General features: G+C 50.4%; 17 protein-coding genes. 5 read left to right on the top strand and 12 right to left on the bottom strand.

Annotation, left to right across the window (positions count from 1 at the left end; genetic code table 11):
- Positions 1-217: 217 nt before the first annotated feature.
- Both A8707_RS08365 and A8707_RS08360 read left to right on the top strand, forming a co-directional pair.
- The gene (locus tag A8707_RS08365; RefSeq protein WP_068816357.1) at positions 218-466 is read left to right on the top strand and encodes a UPF0175 family protein; all 249 of its coding nucleotides are present in this window, start codon (positions 218-220) and stop codon (positions 464-466) included.
- A complete protein-coding gene (locus A8707_RS08360; RefSeq protein WP_068816356.1) occupies positions 463-957 on the top strand; it encodes a PIN domain-containing protein in 495 nt (164 codons plus the stop codon). The genes A8707_RS08365 and A8707_RS08360 overlap by 4 nt, the downstream gene beginning before the upstream one ends.
- Before the next feature lie 32 nt (positions 958-989).
- On the opposite strand, the gene A8707_RS08355 is transcribed toward A8707_RS08360, so the two are convergent.
- Entirely contained in the window at positions 990-1,613 is a 624-nt protein-coding gene (locus A8707_RS08355; protein ID WP_068816355.1) for a hypothetical protein, read from the bottom strand.
- Positions 1,614-1,631: 18 nt separating this feature from the next.
- Positions 1,632-3,356 (bottom strand): succinate dehydrogenase/fumarate reductase flavoprotein subunit, encoded by a 1,725-nt coding sequence (locus A8707_RS08350; RefSeq protein WP_068816354.1) that lies wholly within the window; start codon positions 3,354-3,356, stop codon positions 1,632-1,634.
- Between the two features lie 465 nt (positions 3,357-3,821).
- Here A8707_RS08350 and A8707_RS29590 point away from each other — a divergent pair, with 465 nt between their 5' ends.
- Both A8707_RS29590 and A8707_RS27970 read left to right on the top strand, forming a co-directional pair.
- On the top strand, positions 3,822-4,595 hold the full coding sequence (locus A8707_RS29590; RefSeq protein WP_156518434.1) for a PAS domain-containing protein: 774 nt from the start codon (positions 3,822-3,824) through the stop codon (positions 4,593-4,595).
- The gene (locus tag A8707_RS27970) at positions 4,493-5,812 is read left to right on the top strand and encodes a hybrid sensor histidine kinase/response regulator (RefSeq protein ID WP_231947988.1); all 1,320 of its coding nucleotides are present in this window, start codon (positions 4,493-4,495) and stop codon (positions 5,810-5,812) included. Before A8707_RS29590 ends, A8707_RS27970 begins: the two co-directional genes overlap by 103 nt.
- Here the strand turns inward: A8707_RS27970 and A8707_RS08335 are convergent.
- From A8707_RS08335 to A8707_RS08315, 5 genes are all read right to left on the bottom strand, one after another.
- On the bottom strand, positions 5,730-6,329 hold the full coding sequence (locus A8707_RS08335) for a hypothetical protein (RefSeq protein WP_068816351.1): 600 nt from the start codon (positions 6,327-6,329) through the stop codon (positions 5,730-5,732). The two genes, A8707_RS27970 and A8707_RS08335, sit on opposite strands and share 83 nt — an antisense overlap.
- Positions 6,307-7,524: an urease accessory protein UreH domain-containing protein gene (locus tag A8707_RS08330; RefSeq protein WP_068816350.1), complete on the bottom strand. Its 1,218-nt coding sequence runs from the start codon at positions 7,522-7,524 to the stop codon at positions 6,307-6,309. Before A8707_RS08330 ends, A8707_RS08335 begins: the two co-directional genes overlap by 23 nt.
- A 45-nt stretch (positions 7,525-7,569) precedes the next feature.
- Positions 7,570-9,501 carry a DICT sensory domain-containing protein gene (locus A8707_RS08325; protein WP_068816349.1) on the bottom strand — a complete coding sequence of 644 codons (1,932 nt, stop codon included), beginning with the start codon at positions 9,499-9,501 and terminating at the stop codon, positions 7,570-7,572.
- A 39-nt stretch (positions 9,502-9,540) separates the two neighbouring features.
- A complete protein-coding gene (locus A8707_RS08320; protein ID WP_068816348.1) occupies positions 9,541-10,161 on the bottom strand; it encodes a pentapeptide repeat-containing protein in 621 nt (206 codons plus the stop codon).
- Between the two features lie 327 nt (positions 10,162-10,488).
- Positions 10,489-11,571: a Gfo/Idh/MocA family protein gene (locus A8707_RS08315; protein ID WP_197484690.1), complete on the bottom strand. Its 1,083-nt coding sequence runs from the start codon at positions 11,569-11,571 to the stop codon at positions 10,489-10,491.
- A gap of 272 nt (positions 11,572-11,843) precedes the next feature.
- Here A8707_RS08315 and A8707_RS08310 point away from each other — a divergent pair, with 272 nt between their 5' ends.
- Positions 11,844-12,164, top strand: a complete 321-nt coding sequence (locus A8707_RS08310) for an ArsR/SmtB family transcription factor (RefSeq protein ID WP_068816347.1) — start codon at positions 11,844-11,846, stop codon at positions 12,162-12,164.
- Here A8707_RS08310 and urtE read toward each other — a convergent pair.
- The 5 genes from urtE to urtA form a co-directional block, all read right to left on the bottom strand.
- Positions 12,153-12,935, bottom strand: coding sequence for an urea ABC transporter ATP-binding subunit UrtE (gene urtE, locus A8707_RS08305; protein ID WP_068816346.1), 783 nt, complete (start codon positions 12,933-12,935; stop codon positions 12,153-12,155). The two genes, A8707_RS08310 and urtE, sit on opposite strands and share 12 nt — an antisense overlap.
- A 42-nt stretch (positions 12,936-12,977) precedes the next feature.
- Complete coding sequence (gene urtD / locus A8707_RS08300; RefSeq protein WP_068816345.1) at positions 12,978-13,736, bottom strand: urea ABC transporter ATP-binding protein UrtD; 759 nt, start codon at positions 13,734-13,736, stop codon at positions 12,978-12,980.
- Entirely contained in the window at positions 13,696-14,883 is a 1,188-nt protein-coding gene (urtC, locus tag A8707_RS08295; protein ID WP_068816344.1) for an urea ABC transporter permease subunit UrtC, read from the bottom strand. Before urtC ends, urtD begins: the two co-directional genes overlap by 41 nt.
- Before the next feature lie 227 nt (positions 14,884-15,110).
- Positions 15,111-16,271 carry an ABC transporter permease subunit gene (locus tag A8707_RS08290; protein ID WP_068816343.1) on the bottom strand — a complete coding sequence of 387 codons (1,161 nt, stop codon included), beginning with the start codon at positions 16,269-16,271 and terminating at the stop codon, positions 15,111-15,113.
- Between the two features lie 344 nt (positions 16,272-16,615).
- The gene (urtA, locus tag A8707_RS08285) at positions 16,616-17,932 is read right to left on the bottom strand and encodes an urea ABC transporter substrate-binding protein (protein WP_068816342.1); all 1,317 of its coding nucleotides are present in this window, start codon (positions 17,930-17,932) and stop codon (positions 16,616-16,618) included.
- Positions 17,933-18,009: the final 77 nt, after the last annotated feature.

Genomic DNA, 18,009 nt, shown 5'->3' with positions numbered 1-18,009 from the left:
AAATTCCCAAAATTTGGTTGACTTCTCGAATGTAGTACTCGATCGCGTCAATATGAACCGTTTTTCCTCAACAATTCCAAATTCAAAAGTTCTTGATCTTTTTCGAGCTAGGCACTATTGATTTGTCGTGATGGATCAGTACCTAAATAAATGTTATCCGTCAGCCTTGAAGGTTTTTGGGCTACCTTGAAAACATAGTTGGTGAAGTCGTTCTACTATGAGCATTACAATTTCAGACGAGATCCTGCAAGCATCTCAGCTTACTCCAAGCGAGTTTCGCCAAGAAATTGCATTACACCTTTTTCAAACAGGTCGGTTGACGCTGGGTTACGCGAGCAAATTAGCGGAGATGCCCCTTAGTGCGTTTCGCCAACTCCTCAAACAACGGAGCATTCCCCTCTATGTTTACGACGTTGAAGACTTTGAATTAGATTTGAAAAACTTACAGGCATTGGGGCGATTGTGATTGTCATTAGCGATACATCAGCAATCACAAATCTAGCAGCCATTCAACACTTACAACTCTTGCCTCAACTCTACAAGCAAGTCACTATTCCCGAAGCGGTGTATCGTGAACTTGCAGAAATTGATCCTCCGGTTCCAGGAAGTCTCGAAGTTCAAACTGCTCCTTGGCTTGAAGTGAGACAAGTTCTCGACCGCACGGCTGTTGAGCGTCTTCAGATCGAAGTGCGATTAGACCCTGGCGAATCTGAGGCGATCGCTCTTGCCTTGGAACTCAACGCAGATTTGCTTTTGATTGATGAGCGTCGTGGCAGAGCAGAGGCTAATCGCTTGGGGGTAAGGATTACTGGATTGCTTGGTATCTTAGTTGAGGCAAAGCAGAAAAATCTAATTGTTGCCGTTAAGCCACTGATGGATTCTCTGATCACCACGTCAGATTTTAGAGTATCTTCAGCTTTGTACAACCAGATTCTAGATATCGTTGATGAGATGTAGTTGCTAAAGAGGTTTTGGCTTGCCAATTTCTCTCAAGCGGTGCGTTTCGTTAGCAAGACGGGAGCGATCGCGCCCATCAAAATTCCCAAAATCTGATTGACCTCTCGGATGTAGTATTCGATCGAGTCAATGTGAACCGTTTTTCCTTCTAGGGTTATAAACCGCCAAAGGGTGCCACTGGTCGTCGCACCATAGATAACAGAAATTTCATTTCCTGCCTTTTGGTTAAACCGTTGAGCCGCAATCATCGAAGCTACACATTGTCCTAAACCCGCTTTGATGTTTTCATTCTTTGCTTCTGTGATTAGCACAACGGGCGCAGCTATAAAGAACTGTTCTCTTGAGCCACTGATGATAAAGTCGCAAAAACCAGCGAGTCCTTGTTCGGGTTCGACATTAAATTCGGTTCCTGAAAACAGGCTGATTTGGCTTTCTAACTGTCGTCTGACTTCAAGTAAAATTGGCGCGATCATCATCTCAGAACGAGCCTTTTCAGTATTGATTGCAGTGGCTAATGGAATGTAATCTTCTAGGATTTGTTTGAGCAGATCAGAAGGTTCTACGCTCTCAATTTCAGCAAAAAGATTCTGCCTTTCTTCGAGGGTTAAGTCAAAGTCTTGCTGAACTTTGGCGAGAGTGAAGTCACTGTAAGCCATAAGAGAAGGTTGCCTTTATTAATATTTTCGTTCTTGTGGCTCAAACATATTGACGACGACGGGCATATAGTCGAGATCGATTCCAGCCGGAGAGTAGTAGGTGAGGGTATGCTTCAAGAAGTTTTGATCGTCCCTTTGTGAAAAGTCTTCGCGGAAATGAGAGCCTCGGCTCTCTTGTCGATTAAGGGCGGATGTAAGAATCATGTCGCCCACGATCAAAAGGCTTCTTAGCTCCAAGGCTTCTGTGATTTCCGTGTTCCAGAGTTTGCCTTTGTCGTCGAGGCGAATCTGAGTATATTTCTGCTGAATTTCTTTGAGCTTCGCCAGTCCTTCTCGCATCACGGCTTCGGTTCTAAACACGCCGCAGTGATCGGTCATGCAGTCTTGATAAGCTTGACGAATTTCGGCGATGCGATATTGTCCCGGTTGGTCGAGGAGCGCCTGAATTTGGGTTTCAGTTTCGGTGATGTAGCAATCGCCATTCACCTCTGGCAGTTTTCGGGTTTGGACATATTGGGCGATCGCGGCTCCCGTTCTGCGCCCATAGACGACGCATTCCAACAGAGAATTGCTGCCCAGCCGATTGGCTCCATGCACCGACACACACGCCGCTTCTCCGGCTGCAAAGAATCCTTCGACGAGATCGTTTGCGCCGCTTCTCACCCGTCCGTCGGTGTTGACCGGGATGCCACCCATTGAGTAGTGAACCGTCGGACGAATTGCCATCGGCTGCGTCACGGCATCAATGCCTAAAAAACGATGGGCTTCTTCCCAGCAGAAGGGCAGCTTGCTCATGATCTTTTCTTTCCCCAGGTGGCGCAAGTCTAGATAGACAAACGAGCCGCCTTTCGTGCTGTCGAGATTGACTCCTCGCCCCGCCCGAACTTCGTAGGTGATGGCGCGAGAGGTGATGTCGCGGGGGGCAAGCTCCATGCGAGACGGGGCGTAGGATGCCATGAAGCGATCGCCCTCGCTGTTGATCAAATACGCCCCTTCTCCGCGCACGGCTTCAGAGATCAAGACTCCGACGGGCAACCCGGTGGGGTGAAACTGCACAAACTCCATGTCTTCGAGGGGCAAACCTGCCATTGCGGTCATAGCTAACCCGTCACCCGTCGAGGCGTAATCATTGGAGGTGGTACTATAGACGCGACCATAGCCGCCCGTCGCAAACATCACGGCTTTTGCTCTGACGACTTCCAGAGTCCCGTCTTGAATGTTTCGCATGACGATGCCTTTTGCCTGCCCGTCTTCGAGAATCAAGCGGGTGACATACCATTCTTCGTAGACCTTAACGCCGTGTTTCATCAAGTTGCAGATTAACTCGTGCAAAATGGCGTGTCCGGTTTTGTCGGCGGCATAGCAGGTGCGGTTGTGGGAGTGCCCACCGAAGGCACGTTGAGCGATTCTGCCGTCTGGGAGGCGAGAGAACAAAACCCCCATGTGTTCTAAATCGATCACGACATCGGCGGCTTCTTGAGTCAAAATCGCAACCGCATCTTGGTCTGCTAGATAGTCTGACCCCTTGACCGTATCGAAGGCGTGAGCTTCCCAAGTGTCGGTGGCATCGACATTCTTTAAGGTGGCAGCCATTCCGCCCTGTGCCGCGACTGAGTGAGATCGAATCGGGTGAGTTTTTGCGACTAAGCCGACGCTAAGACTGGGATTTGTGCGGACAATTTCTAGAGCCGCACGAGATCCTGCCAATCCGCCGCCAACGATAATTACGTCATGATTGATCATGGTGAAGGGTAAAGGGTGAAACGCTAGAAATCAAATTTTGTGAAGGTAGATTTCAAACTTACCCTTATATTCAAACAGATTTTGTTCAGATTCTTTGAGACCGATCGTGCAAAACCCAGCACATCGTCAAAAATATCCCTGTATTGCCCAACACTGTCCTACTTATGCAGAGAACTCTCTCTTTGTGTAGATAAAGACACCCCTCTCTCTCCCATACTCTGCTTTGATGATCGGTGTTTGAAGGGTTGCTTTGCAATTCGGCGTTGCTGAATGCAGATATGAGATGCCTTCCTCATGAAGTGGGGCAAGCCCTCGCCAACTCTTCTCCCCAAGCAGAAGGGAGTCAAGAACTCTTGTCCCCTCTCCTTTTGGGAGAGGGCTAGGGTGAGGGCAAAATCTGTGCTTCATCGATTGATTCAGCAATGCCTGCAGTTCTAAACATGTTTGATTTTGCCAAAAGATAAAATGTCTTCTGAAGAAGTTAGCGCTATGCTCCCTGATCAATCCTTAGAGCAAGACACCGATAGCAGTGAGCAGTTAGAGGAACGAAATGAAGCGTTAGCCACCGTCAGCGAAGAGTTGCAGCTTACCTATGAGGAACTGAAGGCGGCGGAAGAAGAACTGCACGAGCAAAATCGCAAACTGGTAGCCGAACGGCAGCGCTATCAAGACCTGTTTAATTTTGCGTCTGACGGCTATTTAGTGACCGATGAGGCTGGGGTGATTCAAGAAGCCAATCACGCGATCGTCAACTTGCTCTCCCTAGACTTAAAGGTTTTAGTCAAAAAACCCCTGATTGTTTTTACTGCTCCTTCAGAGCGACGGGCTTTTTATCGCCGCCTCAGTCGCTTGCCAGCGCTTGAGCAGATCCAAAACTGGGAGTTGCTATTGAAGCCTCTACGGAGTGACACGATTCCGGTTGAGGTGACAGTAACTTGCATTCGAGGCGCTTTTGGCAAGCCTGAGGGTCTGCGCTGGCTGATTCGTGATATTCGCGATCGCAAGCAAACAGAGGCACGTCTTCTAGAAAAAGAGTCTTTTTCCGAGCAGCACGAGACGCTGAGAACGCCAATCGTCTCAAAGATGAGTTTTTGGCGGTGCTTTCTCATGAATTACGCTCACCCCTCAACCCAATTTTGGGCTGGGTCAGGCTTCTGCAAACTCGCACATTTGATCAGGCAAAAACCGCCGAGGCACTCGCCACGATCGAGCGTAATGCCAAACTACAAGCAAAGCTGATTGAAGATCTGCTAGATGTCTCACGAATCTTGCGTAATAAACTCACGCTCAAGATGATCCCAATTAATTTAGAATACTGCATTTCTGGGGCGCTTGACACGGTTCGGTTAGCGGCGCAGGCAAAAGAGATTGATATTCAAACCGTGTTTGATCCGACGGTGGAAGTGATGGGAGATCCCACACGCTTGCAGCAGGTGATTTGGAATCTGCTGTCCAATGCGGTCAAGTTTACCTCCGAAGGAGGGCGAGTTGAGATTCGGCTCAGGTGCATCGATGCTCATGCCCAAATTCAGGTGATTGACACAGGGAAGGGCATTGGCGCAGACTTTTTGCCCAACGTATTTGACTATTTTTGTCAGGAAGATGGCTCGACAACCCGCAGCTTTGGCGGACTGGGGTTAGGACTGGCGATCGTGCGTCAAATTGTTGACCTACACGGGGGCACAGTTGAGGCAGATAGCCCCGGCGAAGGGCAAGGGGCGACGTTCACCGTTTATCTACCGCTCACCGCAGAGTCTGCACCTCCGGTTGAGGGGCTGCAACCTACTGCTGCTTTGAGCCTGGAGGGAACGAATATCTTAGTCGTCGATGATGACGCAGACTCCCGCGAGTTAATCACTTTTGTGCTAGAGCAGGCAGGAGTCAGCGTCACCAGCGTCACCTCGGCTGAAGAAGTGCTGCAAACGCTAGCGCAGACTCCTCTCGATGTGCTGGTGAGCGATGTCGGGATGCCAGAGATGGATGGCTATGAGCTAATGCGACAAGTGCGAACCCTGCCACCTCAACATGGGGGAGAGATTCCGGCGATCGCTGTGACTGCTTATGCTGGAGACATCAATCAGCAGCAGGCTTTGTTGGTTGGGTTTCAAGGGCACTTATCTAAACCCATTGACCCAGACGAACTGATAGCGGCTGTGGCGAGGCTGGGCAAACCCGAAATATCCGGCGATCGTTCCCAGTCCTTTAGGACTGGGAACGATCGCTACACGAGACCTCTTGCAAGAGTCCCTGCCCTCACCCTAAATTCCTCTCCCACATGTGGGAGAAGGACTTTGAAATCTGGCTCCCCTTCTCCCAAGCTTGGGAGAAGGGCTGGGGATGAGGGCATCTTCGGACTTTTGCGAGAAGTTTACGCTACTTCCGTTTGGTCAGCCAAACCACGACTCCTAGCAGGGCAGCGATCGCGACTCCAGGCACGAGCCAGCGGGTTGCACTAGCTGTCTCAGTTGCCGTCGGAGCTTGGGCAAGAGGTGAGGGAACGATCGACGGCTGCGCCGCTTCACCCGACTGAACAGTGACATTATAAGACAGTTCAAACGGCTGAAAACTTTGCCCATCTTTGGCAGTGCCACTGAGTTCTAACTCGTAGATCCCCGCCTTCGGAAAGATAATCTCTGCACCCGGAACGCCCTGATATTGCTCGGTAGAAATCGCTTTGAGCGGTGGTTTTAACAGCGGTTCTGAGCCTTCTTGATGGGGTTCTTGATGAACTTCTAGCTTACAGTCACATTTTTCTAACGGAATTAGCTCTCCGCCCTTTTTAGTTAAAGCAAACCAGGCGCGAGAAGCCTGTCCCGCTTTGGGATTGTGGTCTGGCTCAATGTGAAACAGGGCTGCCACATCGCCAGAGGTTTTAACGTTGTGCGCCTGAGCAGCCAGGATAGGCAACAGGCAAGCCGCGATCGACACCCCGGCAGAAATGATCAGTCTTTTACTTGCGGGACGGTGCGACATAAAATTTTTCGAGCGATAAGAGTGACCAAACGAAGCGCGATCGAGCCAAGAACACGCCGATCACAGACACGCTTAACAAAATTACCCTTAGCCAGTGAGCGCTGGTGAGCTGCAGTTCTCCCAGATAGCTAGAACCCACCAATCCCGTGTGAATGGCGACCAAAAGCAGCGCAGGCAGACTCAACAGGTGAATTTTGCGCCACACATCACCCAGTTTTGTCATTAACCCATCAAAGCTGGTGAGCGCCGCCGGAACCATCAGCAGCAAGGCGAGAATGCCTGCCCACATTCCCCACTGTTGCCGAGGCAGCATGAAGAAAATTGCCTGAAGATTCCAGTTAAAGGCGTGATCGACAAAGTGCGAAACGTGCGCCAGCGACAGCACGAATGCGCCGACTCCCAACGCCCGACGATAGCGTAAGGGTGCAGACCACAGACGGCTAATTGGTCGGGCAATCAGTGCCAGCATCAGCATTATCAAGGCAGCGTGTCCGGTGTAATCGACCATATCACCACTTCGCAGCAGCAGCAAAAGACCGATCGTCAAACTGACCCAGCCCCCCAGCCGAAACAGTTGGCTGCGACGATCGGCACTTACCAGCGCAGTCGAAACGCCGACCCCCAACATCATCGGCGTGGTTCCCAACCCAAACGCCAGCATCGTCACGGCACCCATCCACAAACTGCCAGTCTCAGCCGCTTTAATTTGCGCCGCATAGAGAAACCCACACGGAATCAAGCCCCACACCATGCCTAACAGCGCGGGGGTCCACCAGCGATCGGACTGGGAGAGGTGGATCATGGCGCGACTGAGACGATCGTGCAGCTTCCCCGCAACTGGATGCAGCACGGGCACATGAGGCAAAAATTTGGGATTGATATTCGAGAGTCCAAACCAGATCAGCAGCAGTCCTGTAAAAATCGCCAACCCGCGCCGCAAACTGCTATCGATTCCCGCGAGTTGTCCTCCCGCGATCAGGACAGAGCCTAACGCCCCGATCGCTGCCCCAACTAGCGCATAGCTGACCACTCGCCCCAAGTTGAGCAGCAGATTAAAGGTGATCTGACGCTGCCACGACGAAGCAGCAGACTGCCCAGACAGAGAAAAAGCGGCAGTCAAAGGACCACACATTCCTAAACAGTGCCCAAAGCTTCCGAGAAACCCCAGGGTCGTGATGAGCAGCAGATCGAGCATTTTACGCTGAGAGTGGAAGTTCTTTCATCGTCGCACACTCGATCGCTATGCCACCCCCACCGTGAAGTGGAACTCACTGCCCAGATTTTTGCCCATTGACTCTGCCCAGATCGTGCCGTTCATTGCCTCGATCGTGCGTCGACAAATCGCTAATCCCAATCCAGTCCCGCCAACGGTGCGCTGCAAAAAGCCTTCTTCTTGAGAGAAGCGATCGAACACGGCTTCTAAGCGGCTCGACTCGATGCCCCGTCCCGTGTCGGCAATCACAACTTCTAATTTAGAATCTGCCAGATCGGGTTCTGGAATCCGGGCACTGATCATAATTTTTCCGTCCGCAGGGGTAAACTTGCAGGCATTGTCGAGGAGTTTGCTCAACACTTCGATCAAGCCATCCCCATCGACTAAAACGAGAGGTAGCTGTGACGGGATGTCTAACCCAATGTGCGGTTGATCTGAGCTAGAGGCATAACGGCTCAACACTAAATCGAGACATTCCTGAAAGGAGATCGGCTCGACAAACCAGCGAGTTGCTCCACTCTCTAGTCGCGACAGCGTGAGAAAATCTTGCACCAGTTTTCGGAGCCGTTCGGAGTCTTCTAGCGCCGTTTCGAGCATGATTTGCTGAAAGTTGAGCGGCATATCTGGCTCGGTTGCCAAACTCTCTAGGCAAACCTGAATCGTCGAGAGAGGGGTTCGCAATTCATGACCGACGATCGCGATCAGGTTGCTCTGAGTTCTTTCTAAATCGGCAAGCTGATGATTCAAAACTTCCAGACGGCTATAAGCCTGAGCCTGCATCAGCGCCACCGCTACCTGAGCCGAAATTGTCTCGACGAGTGCCACCTCATCGGCTTTCCAGATATGAGCGTCGGGCTGATGCAGTTCTAATAGCCCCAGCAAATTGCTTCGATAGCGAATCGGCACCATTAAGCAAGACCCAATCTGATAACGCTGAAGCTGTGCTTTGAGATCTGCGTCAGACTGAATGCCTAAATCTTGACTGACATCGGCGATCGCGATCGTGCGTTCTGAGTCAGAGGTTTCAACTTGGGGTTGCTCTAATGTCTTCTGAAACAGAGGATGCGATGCTAATGACCAAACCTGCCCCCGCAGAGACTCTAACCCAGGGGCAACCGACTCATATTCGACCTCTGGACAGTCTGATTGGTCGCGATGCAGCAGACACCGCCCCAGTCTAAAGACCTGCCCCAACTCGCTGACAGTGACGCTGAGAATCTGTTCGGGGTTGAGAGAGCGACGAATTGCCGTGGCGATCGAGTTGACCAGCCGCTCTTTTTGCTCTTGACTGGCGATCGTGCGATAAGCGTTGAGCAAGCGATATTGGCTGGCTTGCAGATAGTTGACCATGCGATCGACAAAGAGATTTGGATCAATCTCGCTGGATGTCTGAGTCGGCAAACTTGACTGGGTTAGTCCATATTCTTGCTCTGCCAACCGAACTTTGGGTGCCAATTCTGGTCGATAGTCAACGATGCGCTCTAGCAGCAGCCGAGCCGCCTGCACCGTGATTTCAGGGTCAAACGTCCAAAATCCTTGAAACTGCCTGACTTCATCTAGAGAAGGGGTGCTAATCGGTGCCGCGTGTTCTCGACACACCAAACACGCTGAATAGTGATGCCCCACAATCACCAAATGCCACTCTTGAGCGAGTTGGTCATCGGGGGACAGAGCAACTGTCATGTAAGAGACAGAGCCTTCGTTAAAAGCGGTTTCTGGAGCTGCCAATACATAGACCTGATCGGTGATCTCACCAATCTTTTGATAGCGCGGGGCTTCTTGACGATAAAAGCGCTCTTGTTGAAAATTGGCGATTACCAGGGGCTTGTCAGTCCCAGACAGCACCAGGTCTTCCATCGCGTGAGAGAGCGCTGTTAAAGACGCTTTGAAATAAATTTGCGATCGTAGCTGCGGTAAAGCTTGGCGCAAGTCTTGCAATAAAGAATTTTGAGTCCTCATCACCAGTGATGTATGCATTTAAAGGGGGCAATCGTTCTATTACCGTTGCGGGGTCAGATCGGCGGTTGAGAAAATGGCATCCGTCAACGTCGCTCGACGCAGATCAGTTTGGGTGAGATCAACTCCTGTCAGATTGGCTGAAAGAAGAGTTGTTCGGGTCAATATCGCTCTATCAATACAGGCACCCGTTAAGTTTGCCTTGCTGAGATTTGCGCCTGTCAAGTCTGCCCTGCTGAGATTTGCGCCCGATAGGTTTGCGCCAAACAAATTGGCATAGCGCAAGTCGGCTCCGGTGAGGTTTGCGCCCGTGAGGTCAGCATACCGAAGGTCGGATAATCGTAAATCAGTTTTGATCAGAGACGCTTTTAGAAGGGTCGCATGACTGACTCTGGCTCGAATTAGGTTCGATCGGTTCAACGTTGCCCAAGTTAGCGTTGCCCCTTGAAGGTCAGTTCTCCAGAGGCTAGCGGCAGTCAGGTTTGCTTCGCTCAAGTTGGCTTGGCGCAAAATGGCTTGAGACAAAATGGCGTTGGCAAGATCCGATCGAGCCAAATTGATGTTTGCTAGACAAACCTCGCTCAAACTCGCGGTGTGCAGGTTTGCTTGAGAAAATTCGCGTTCCCCAGTTGCATAGCGCTCTAGAAGTTGATCAGCGTTCATAACAGTTTTTGATAGTTGATAGGTCACAGAATTTTCTAGTAAGCGAGTTAAAGCAGGGAACGGATAGGAAGTTTCTGATCTTTATGTAAACTAATTTAAACAACTTGTTACAAATTAGCAAGTAGTTTCAAAGAGAAGAAGCCTATTCCTCGATTGATGCAGATAGAGTCACTGAAACGAATCTAAACTACGATGCAAACTATTAAGCAATATGAAGGGTTTTTAAACAGATTTATCATTTCTGAGAAGATGCTCCGATGAGGCGACACAAAAAAGGCGGACCCATTGCCCGCCTCGTAGAATGTAAAGAAATTGATTTAGAAAACTCTAAACTGCCATCGCTGGAGCGTCTAGCTCAACCACGTTGCTTTCTCTCGGCGATTGCCAAGCCTTTCCATCTAGCGCCATCTGCTCAATCAGGCTAGCTAGACGCAGCGCTTTCAGGGCTTGCTCACCGCCCACCGACGGCTGATTGCCTCCGCGCACACATCCTACAAAATGTTCTAACTCGGCGTGAAGTGGCTCGATATTGCTGGTGTAGACTTTTTCGATCAGCCCGTCTTGGCGATATAAGACTTGACCATATTCAGCCATATAGTTCGCCGTGGTTTGACGGTGAATCAAAATCTCATTGTTGAGAAAATCAGCTTCGGTCAGCGAGTTTTTGCAGTGAGCCGCAATGCGACGAATTTTGCGATGGGTGACTTTGCTAGACGTTAGAGTCGCCACGATGCCGTTGGCAAACCCTAGGGTTGCTGTCACATAATCTAAATAGCCCGAATCAGAGGCGCGACTGCCGCTTGCGGTCAGCTTCACCACTTGTGATCCTGCCAGTTCTAACATCAGGTCGATGTCGTGGATCATCAGATCTAAAACGACCGAAACATCGTTGGCTCGATCGGAATAGGGACTCATGCGATGAGCCTCGATCGCCAGCAGTTCTTCTGTCTTCAAGACTTTGCTCAGTTCTTGAAAGGCGGGGTTAAATCGCTCGATGTGCCCAACCTGCAAAATGCACTGACATTCGGCGGCAGCGTTGACCAGCGACTCGGCTTCGCTGATGCTAGCCGCGATCGGTTTCTCGATCAGCACATGCACCCCTGCTCTCAAGGCTGCCATGCCAACGGCGTGATGCAATCGGGTTGGCACCGCGATACAGACGGCATCGACATGACTGATTAGGTCGTGATAATCTTCAAAAAATCGGACACGATATTTACTAGCCGTGTCCAATCCTCGTTCTACATTAGTGTCTGAAACCCCAACCAGTTCAACGTCTTTGAGCATACTCAAGACTCTGGTGTGATGCTGACCCATGTTGCCCACCCCGATCACCCCAATGCGAATGGGTTCTAGGTGACTTCGCTGTAGATATAGACTCGAATACCCGATCGGTATACTATCTTTCACTCTTACTCCTCCTCCACCACCGAAAGTATGCTGATAAACAGCCGTAACGTCTCCTCAAACATCCAGATACTAGCACAGCAACAATAAGTATGAAGAATTTCAAAGATTCAGCGAAGTTCCCATGAATCTTATGTTTCTCAGTTTCAGGTTTTTATGCCTCAAGAAGAAACACCTCTACTTAGAAGGAACGACGCTATGCGTTCTTTTGTTCCCCAATAGTTCAATAATCTCGAACGACTGAACTAGCGAGGGCTGTATGGCATAATGCAGGTATGAGATTGTTTTATCACCCGGAGATCACAAAAGTCTCGCTAGCAGGGGTTTTGTATGCGCTAGGCGACCCGGTGCGGTTAGAAATTGTGAAGCGATTGGCAGATCAGGAAGAATTGCCCTGTGCAGCGCTGTGTATTCCGATCGCCAAATCCACCCTGTCCCATCACTTCAAAATTTTGCGCGATGCTGGCGTTTTGCACTGCCGCAAAGAAGGGACGCAGCACATCAATTCACTGCGCCGTCAAGAATTAGACGATCGGTTTCCTGGCTTGCTCGATGCCGTCTTAGAATGCTCTGAAGCTGATGAATCAGACTGCTAAAAAGCGCTGAACGACTTCGTTGCTTAACTCGCTGGTAGATCCTGATGCCACAATGCCGCCTTTTTGCATGGCGTAATACCAGTCTGCCTGACGGACGAAATGCAGATGTTGCTCGACGAGTAAGACTGAGATGCCTGTGGTCGCGACGATACGACGGACTGCCACCTCAATTTCGAGAATAATCGAGGGCTGAATGCCTTCTGTAGGTTCATCGAGCACGAGCAGACGGGGACGACCCATCAACGCACGAGCGATCGCGAGTTGCTGCTGTTGTCCGCCGCTTAAGTCACCGCCTAATCGCCACAGCATCGTCTTGAGTACGGGGAATAATTCAAAAATCTCATCGGGGATATCTTGAGTTTTGGACTTGCGAGTGCGAAGCAATGTTCTTTCAGAAACGGGCAGTGCCTCCATTCCCAAAATCAGGTTTTCTTTAACCGTCAATCGCGGAATCACTTCGCGTCCTTGAGGCACATAGCCGATGCCCGATCGGGCGCGTTGATCGGTCGGTTTGCCAAGAATCGGGATTCCGGCTAGCTCGATTGAGCCACTGCGCGGTTTCAGCAAGCCCATAATGCTTTTGAGCAGAGTCGTTTTGCCCACGCCGTTGCGTCCAATTAAGCAGACCATCTTGCCGGGATGCACCGTCAGATCGACGTTTCGCAGAATGTGACTCTCGCCGTAATAAACGTTGAGATCCGAGACTTGCAGCATGGGAGTTGCGGTGGTCGAATCGGTGAAAGATGCGGTTGCGCCGTTTGTCAAACTCATATCGTTTGGGATTTTAGAGTGCCAGTAATTCAACTCAAATGGTTAGGCTGCTTCGTCTTCGTCTTGATGTCCCAAATAGACTTCGATGACGCGGGGGTCGTTTTGCACCTCGTCCATCGTGCCCTCACACAAGACAGTGCCCTCACACAAGACAGTGACTTGCCGGGCGATTTGACGGACAAATTCCATGTCGTGTTCGATCACAATAATCGAGTGACTTTCGGCAAGTGCCATCAGCAAATCACCGACTTTTTCAGTTTCTTCATCGGTGAGACCTGCGACGGGTTCATCGACGAGCAGCAGATCGGGAGACTGGGCAACCAGCATTCCGATTTCTAATCGCTGCTTTTCACCGTGGGATAAGAGCGCGGCTTGAATGTCAGCTTTGTGGGTTAGCCCGATCGTCTCTAGCAGTCCGCCGACAGTGCGCCGTTCAGCCGTGGTGGGTTTGCCAAACACGGCTCCAATAATGTTTTTGCGTCGATTGCACGATAGCTCTAAATTCTCGCGGGGCGTGAGGTTTAAATAGACACGAGGCGTTTGAAACTTGCGACCGATGCCCATGCGCGCAATTTGGTATTCTTTAAGTCCGCGCAGGTCACGACCTTTGAAAATAACTCGTCCGATCGTCGGCTGAGTTTTGCCTGTGATCGTGTCGAGAAAGGTGGTTTTGCCTGCGCCGTTGGGTCCGATGATCACCCGCAATTCGCCTGGATCGAGGCTGAAATTGAGATTTTTGATCGCTTTGAAGCCATCAAAACTAACCGTCAGATTTTCGATTTGTAAGATCTTGTCGCTCATATTCCACATCCGGATCTTCTTCAAGACTTGGGTAGGTTGTCACTCGCTGTTTGCCTCTGAGGAGCGTTCGTGAGTAGTCGAGTCCCTGCGATCGCACCCAGCCGACCAATCCACCCGGCAAAACCGTAACCACAATCAGGAACAATGCCCCTTGAAAAAACAGCCAGACTTCGGGAAACTTCTCGCTCAAAAAGCTTTTGGCAAAGTTGACGATCAGGGTTCCTAAAATCGCACCGATGAGGCTAGCGCGTCCGCCGACTGCAACCCAGATCACCATCTCGATCGAGAAGGCGATATCCATTGCTTTAGGGGTGATGATGCCAGACTGCACGGTGTAGAGCGCACCCGACATTCCAGCTAACCCGGCTGATGCAGCAAACACCAACACTTTGAATGCCGTGGGGTCATAGCCCGTAAACCGAACTCGCGGCTCATCATCCCGAATCGCAATTAACAGCCGCCCCAATCGCCCACTGGTAAGCCATCGACACAGCGCATATGCTACTGCCAGCAGCACTACTGTCAGCATATAGAACGACCACTGCACGGTAGACGATCCGACCGTTTGACCAAAGATCGTCGCGGTGTCGGTCTTGAGACCGTTGGTGCCGTTAATTAGTTTTTGCTGACCGTTAAAGAAGTTGAAAAAGACGATCAAAGCCGCCTGTGTCAAGATGGCGAAATAAACGCCTCGAATGCGGTTGCGAAACACGAGATATCCCAAGACAGCCGCCACGACGGTTGGGATGATAATCGCCGCAAAAATTGTAAAGGGCAACGAGCTAAACGGCTGCCAAAAGATAGGTAACGATTCCACTCCGTAGAGCGAAAAGAAATCGGGCAACTGTCCGTCTGGCTGCAACTGGAGATACATCGCGAGGGCATAGCCGCCGAGGGCAAAGAACAGCCCATGACCCAGGCTGAGAATGCCCGTGTAGCCCCAGATGATATCAATGCCGAGTGCCACGATCGCCAGTGCCAGATATCGCCCTAGCAGATTGACGCGAAACGCTTGACCAATGCTGACCAGAAACGGTGGAATCACAAAAATCAACAGCAAAATGATCGCTAGCACGATCGCGCCTTCGATTAGCAAGAATCGTCGTTTACGCCAATCAAACCCTGGTTTTGTCGCGGTTATGTCCACTGCGATCTCCCTTTACAATGTTTCAGTTCGGGTTTTGACTTTAGATCAGACAGCATTTAGCCTCTGAAATCCTACATTAAACTTCTCGTAGAAGCCTGAAGATGCCCTCATCCCCCAACCCCTTCTCCCAAACTTGGGAGAAGGGGAGCAAGATTTCAAAGTCCCTCTCCCAAACTTGGGAGAGGGATTTAGGGTGAGGGCAGCGACGTTTGCAAGAGGTCTATTCATCATGCGTCAACGGTGCGTCCCTTCTGCGGAAATAATCCTGCGGGACGAAACTGTAGAAACACGACAATCAACGCAAATACCATCACTTTTGCCATGCTGGTGGTGGCAAAAAAAGTAAAGAAATCTGCAAGTGGTTTGACAGGTTCTAGCAAGTTAGCTAAGGTTCCAGATCCCACCAGATAAGTAGCCGTGCCAATCACCATTGCCGCCACGATGCTGCCCACCAGTTTGCCAACGCCGCCCACGACGACCACCATAAAGGTGTCAACGATGTAGTTCTGTCCGGTGTTGGGTCCGACCGAGCCGAGCAAACTTACCGCACATCCTGCGATGCCTGCGAGACCCGAACCGAGGGCAAAGGTCAGCGCATCTACTTTTTGAGTCGGAATGCCTAGACAGGCGCTCATGCTGCGATTTTGAGTCACCGATCGGATTCGCAACCCCCACGCCGATCGATTCAGAAACAGATAGACCGCAACGACGCAGGTGATCGTCAGCACAATAATAAAGATCCGAGCGTAGGAGAGTTGAAAGTCTCCGACCGGAAGCCCCCCGCGTAACCATCTGGGCGCAGTCACATCGACATTTTGGGCACCAAACCAGGGTTTAGTTGCAGCAAGTTTATAGGTCTGTCCGATTACAATTCCGGTCACGATCGCGATCGCTGCTGACAATGGCAGCATGATTGTAATCACCCAATTGCGAATGCGATCAAAATCAGGACGACGCGACAAAAATTTTAATGCACCAAAGAATAGGAGACAAAATAAAACAATTCCAATCACTAAAACCCAGCTAACGCTGCGCACAAACTGCTGCAAAATTAGACTTACGCCCCACGTTGCCAGCAATGTTTCGAGCGGTCTGCCATAGAGATAGCGAATCACACCCCGCTCTAACACTAAGCCAAACAGAGCTGTGACAATAAAGGCAGCGATTAGCGCAAAGAAAATGTAGAGATCAAACCACACACCGCCAAATCCTTTAAACACGTTCTGAACCACAAACGTCGTGTAGGCTCCGAGCATCATTATCTCACCGTGCGCCATGTTGATCACACCCATGAGTCCGAAGACGATCGCGAGTCCCAACGCGGCTAGCAGCAAAACGGAACCGATGCTGATTCCGCTAAAGATACCGTCTAATAATCCTGATAGCATTTAAATTTCGAGTAATGGGTTACGCGAACGGAATCTAGAATCCCACAGCGCAAATTTGAAAAGTGTGCTGTGAGATGCAAAGTGAATCTGAGCAGAATGTCTAGGCAATCACTGTAGGGTACGGTTCAAGAACGGGACTGCTTAACTTAGGTGTTAGAAGATTCTTCCTAGAAGTGGGCACGATCGTCCGTTGCAAAGGCGTGAACTGTGTACGTTTCGCTCAACCTAAATCAGAGGGTTTGGGAGTTGAGTTTAAGTAAGAAAGCACGACTATTGATCAATAGAATGCGACAGATAAAGGATCTATCGCATTCAAAAATCAGTAAGCTCTAATCAACTCAGAGTTAAGTCGTCTTATATTTGCCGCCTTTTGCAGGATCAGACCAATCGCAGGCATAGCCTTTGGTGTCGGTCACAAACTGGTTCCAAGGAATGGGCTTCACCGCGTCTTTGGTTGCGTAGACGATCTTAAATAAGCCATCATCTGCGACTTGACCAATCCGCACAAACTTAGACAGGTGATGGTTCGTGTTCATTGTCACCACACCTTCAGGGGCATCAAAGGTCTGTCCATAAGCTGCCATCTTCACCTTGTCGAGATCGTCTGCTGTTTTCGCTTTCTCGACCGCTTGCTTCCACAGATAGACCATGATGTAAGACGCTTCCATCGGGTCATTGACAACCCGATCGGCACCATACTTCGCTTTGAATGCATCGACAAACTTCTTACTCGCAGGAGTATCCACTGTTTGGAAGTAGTTCCACGCTGCGTAGTGACCTTTGAGATATTCCACCCCGATCGCTTTGACTTCTTCTTCGGCAATGCTCACCGACATCGACGGATATTTGTCAGGACCCATCCCAGACGCTTGCAGTTCTTTAAAGAAGGCAACGTTGCTGTCTCCGTTCAAACTGTTGTAAATCACGCCACCGTTAGGAAGCGCTTGCTTGATTTTGGCGATGACTGCCTTTACTTCAGTGCTGCCGAGAGGGATGTAGTCTTCACCCAGGGTTTTGCCGCCCTTTGCTGCGAGTTGGGCTTTGATAATCGTGTTTGCCGTTCGAGGGAACACATAGTCTGACCCGACGAGGAAGAAGTCTTTGCCTTTGTTGTCGAGCAACCACTGCACCGAAGGCTCGATTTGCTGGTTAGGCGCAGCTCCCGTGTAGAAGACGTTGTTAGAACATTCTTGCCCTTCATACTGCACCGGATACCAGAGCAAGCTCTTCTTCGACTCAAACACGGGCAACACGGCTTTGCGGCTGGCAGAAGTCCAGCAGCCAAAGACGGTTGCCACCTTATCTTGGTCAATTAACTTCTTGGCTTTCTCAGCAAAGGTAGGCCAATCAGAGTTGCCATCTTCGACGATCGCTTCAATCTGTTTGCCTAAAACACCGCCTGATTTGTTGATTTCTTCGATCGCCAGTTGTTCAGCATCGACGACGCTCTTTTCAGAGATTGCCATCGTGCCACTCAGCGAGTGCAAAATGCCCACTTTAATGGTGTTGCCTGATGCGGCAGACGTGGCGGCGGTGGTTGCTGCCGGAGATGTCGAACTGCCTGCGATCGGAGGTGCACTAGAACACGCCTTTAATAAGATACTGCCCGTTGCAGCCGAGCCAAAAATCAGGAATTCACGCCGACGAAATCGCTTTGTCATATTCAGCTACTTTGCTCCCCACGAGCGAATCGAAACAATGAGGTCAAACCAAGTCTAAAGTCACTGTGGTCTAGAGA

The organism is Phormidesmis priestleyi BC1401 (assembly GCF_001650195.1).
GTDB lineage: Bacteria > Cyanobacteriota > Cyanobacteriia > Leptolyngbyales > Leptolyngbyaceae > Phormidesmis_A > Phormidesmis_A priestleyi_B.
This window is presented reverse-complemented; position numbering and strand designations above follow the sequence as displayed.

Coding starts and splice junctions, on each gene's coding strand:
- A8707_RS08365 (WP_068816357.1), top strand. CDS start 218: ATGAGCATTACAATTTCAGACGAGATCCTGCAAGCATCTCAGCTTACT.
- A8707_RS08355 (WP_068816355.1), bottom strand. CDS start 1,613: ATGGCTTACAGTGACTTCACTCTCGCCAAAGTTCAGCAAGACTTTGAC.
- A8707_RS08350 (WP_068816354.1), bottom strand. CDS start 3,356: ATGATCAATCATGACGTAATTATCGTTGGCGGCGGATTGGCAGGATCT.
- A8707_RS29590 (WP_156518434.1), top strand. CDS start 3,822: ATGTCTTCTGAAGAAGTTAGCGCTATGCTCCCTGATCAATCCTTAGAG.
- A8707_RS08335 (WP_068816351.1), bottom strand. CDS start 6,329: ATGTCGCACCGTCCCGCAAGTAAAAGACTGATCATTTCTGCCGGGGTG.
- A8707_RS08330 (WP_068816350.1), bottom strand. CDS start 7,524: ATGCTCGATCTGCTGCTCATCACGACCCTGGGGTTTCTCGGAAGCTTT.
- A8707_RS08325 (WP_068816349.1), bottom strand. CDS start 9,501: ATGAGGACTCAAAATTCTTTATTGCAAGACTTGCGCCAAGCTTTACCG.
- A8707_RS08320 (WP_068816348.1), bottom strand. CDS start 10,161: ATGAACGCTGATCAACTTCTAGAGCGCTATGCAACTGGGGAACGCGAA.
- A8707_RS08310 (WP_068816347.1), top strand. CDS start 11,844: ATGAGATTGTTTTATCACCCGGAGATCACAAAAGTCTCGCTAGCAGGG.
- urtE (WP_068816346.1), bottom strand. CDS start 12,935: ATGAGTTTGACAAACGGCGCAACCGCATCTTTCACCGATTCGACCACC.
- urtD (WP_068816345.1), bottom strand. CDS start 13,736: ATGAGCGACAAGATCTTACAAATCGAAAATCTGACGGTTAGTTTTGAT.
- A8707_RS08290 (WP_068816343.1), bottom strand. CDS start 16,271: ATGCTATCAGGATTATTAGACGGTATCTTTAGCGGAATCAGCATCGGT.
- urtA (WP_068816342.1), bottom strand. CDS start 17,932: ATGACAAAGCGATTTCGTCGGCGTGAATTCCTGATTTTTGGCTCGGCT.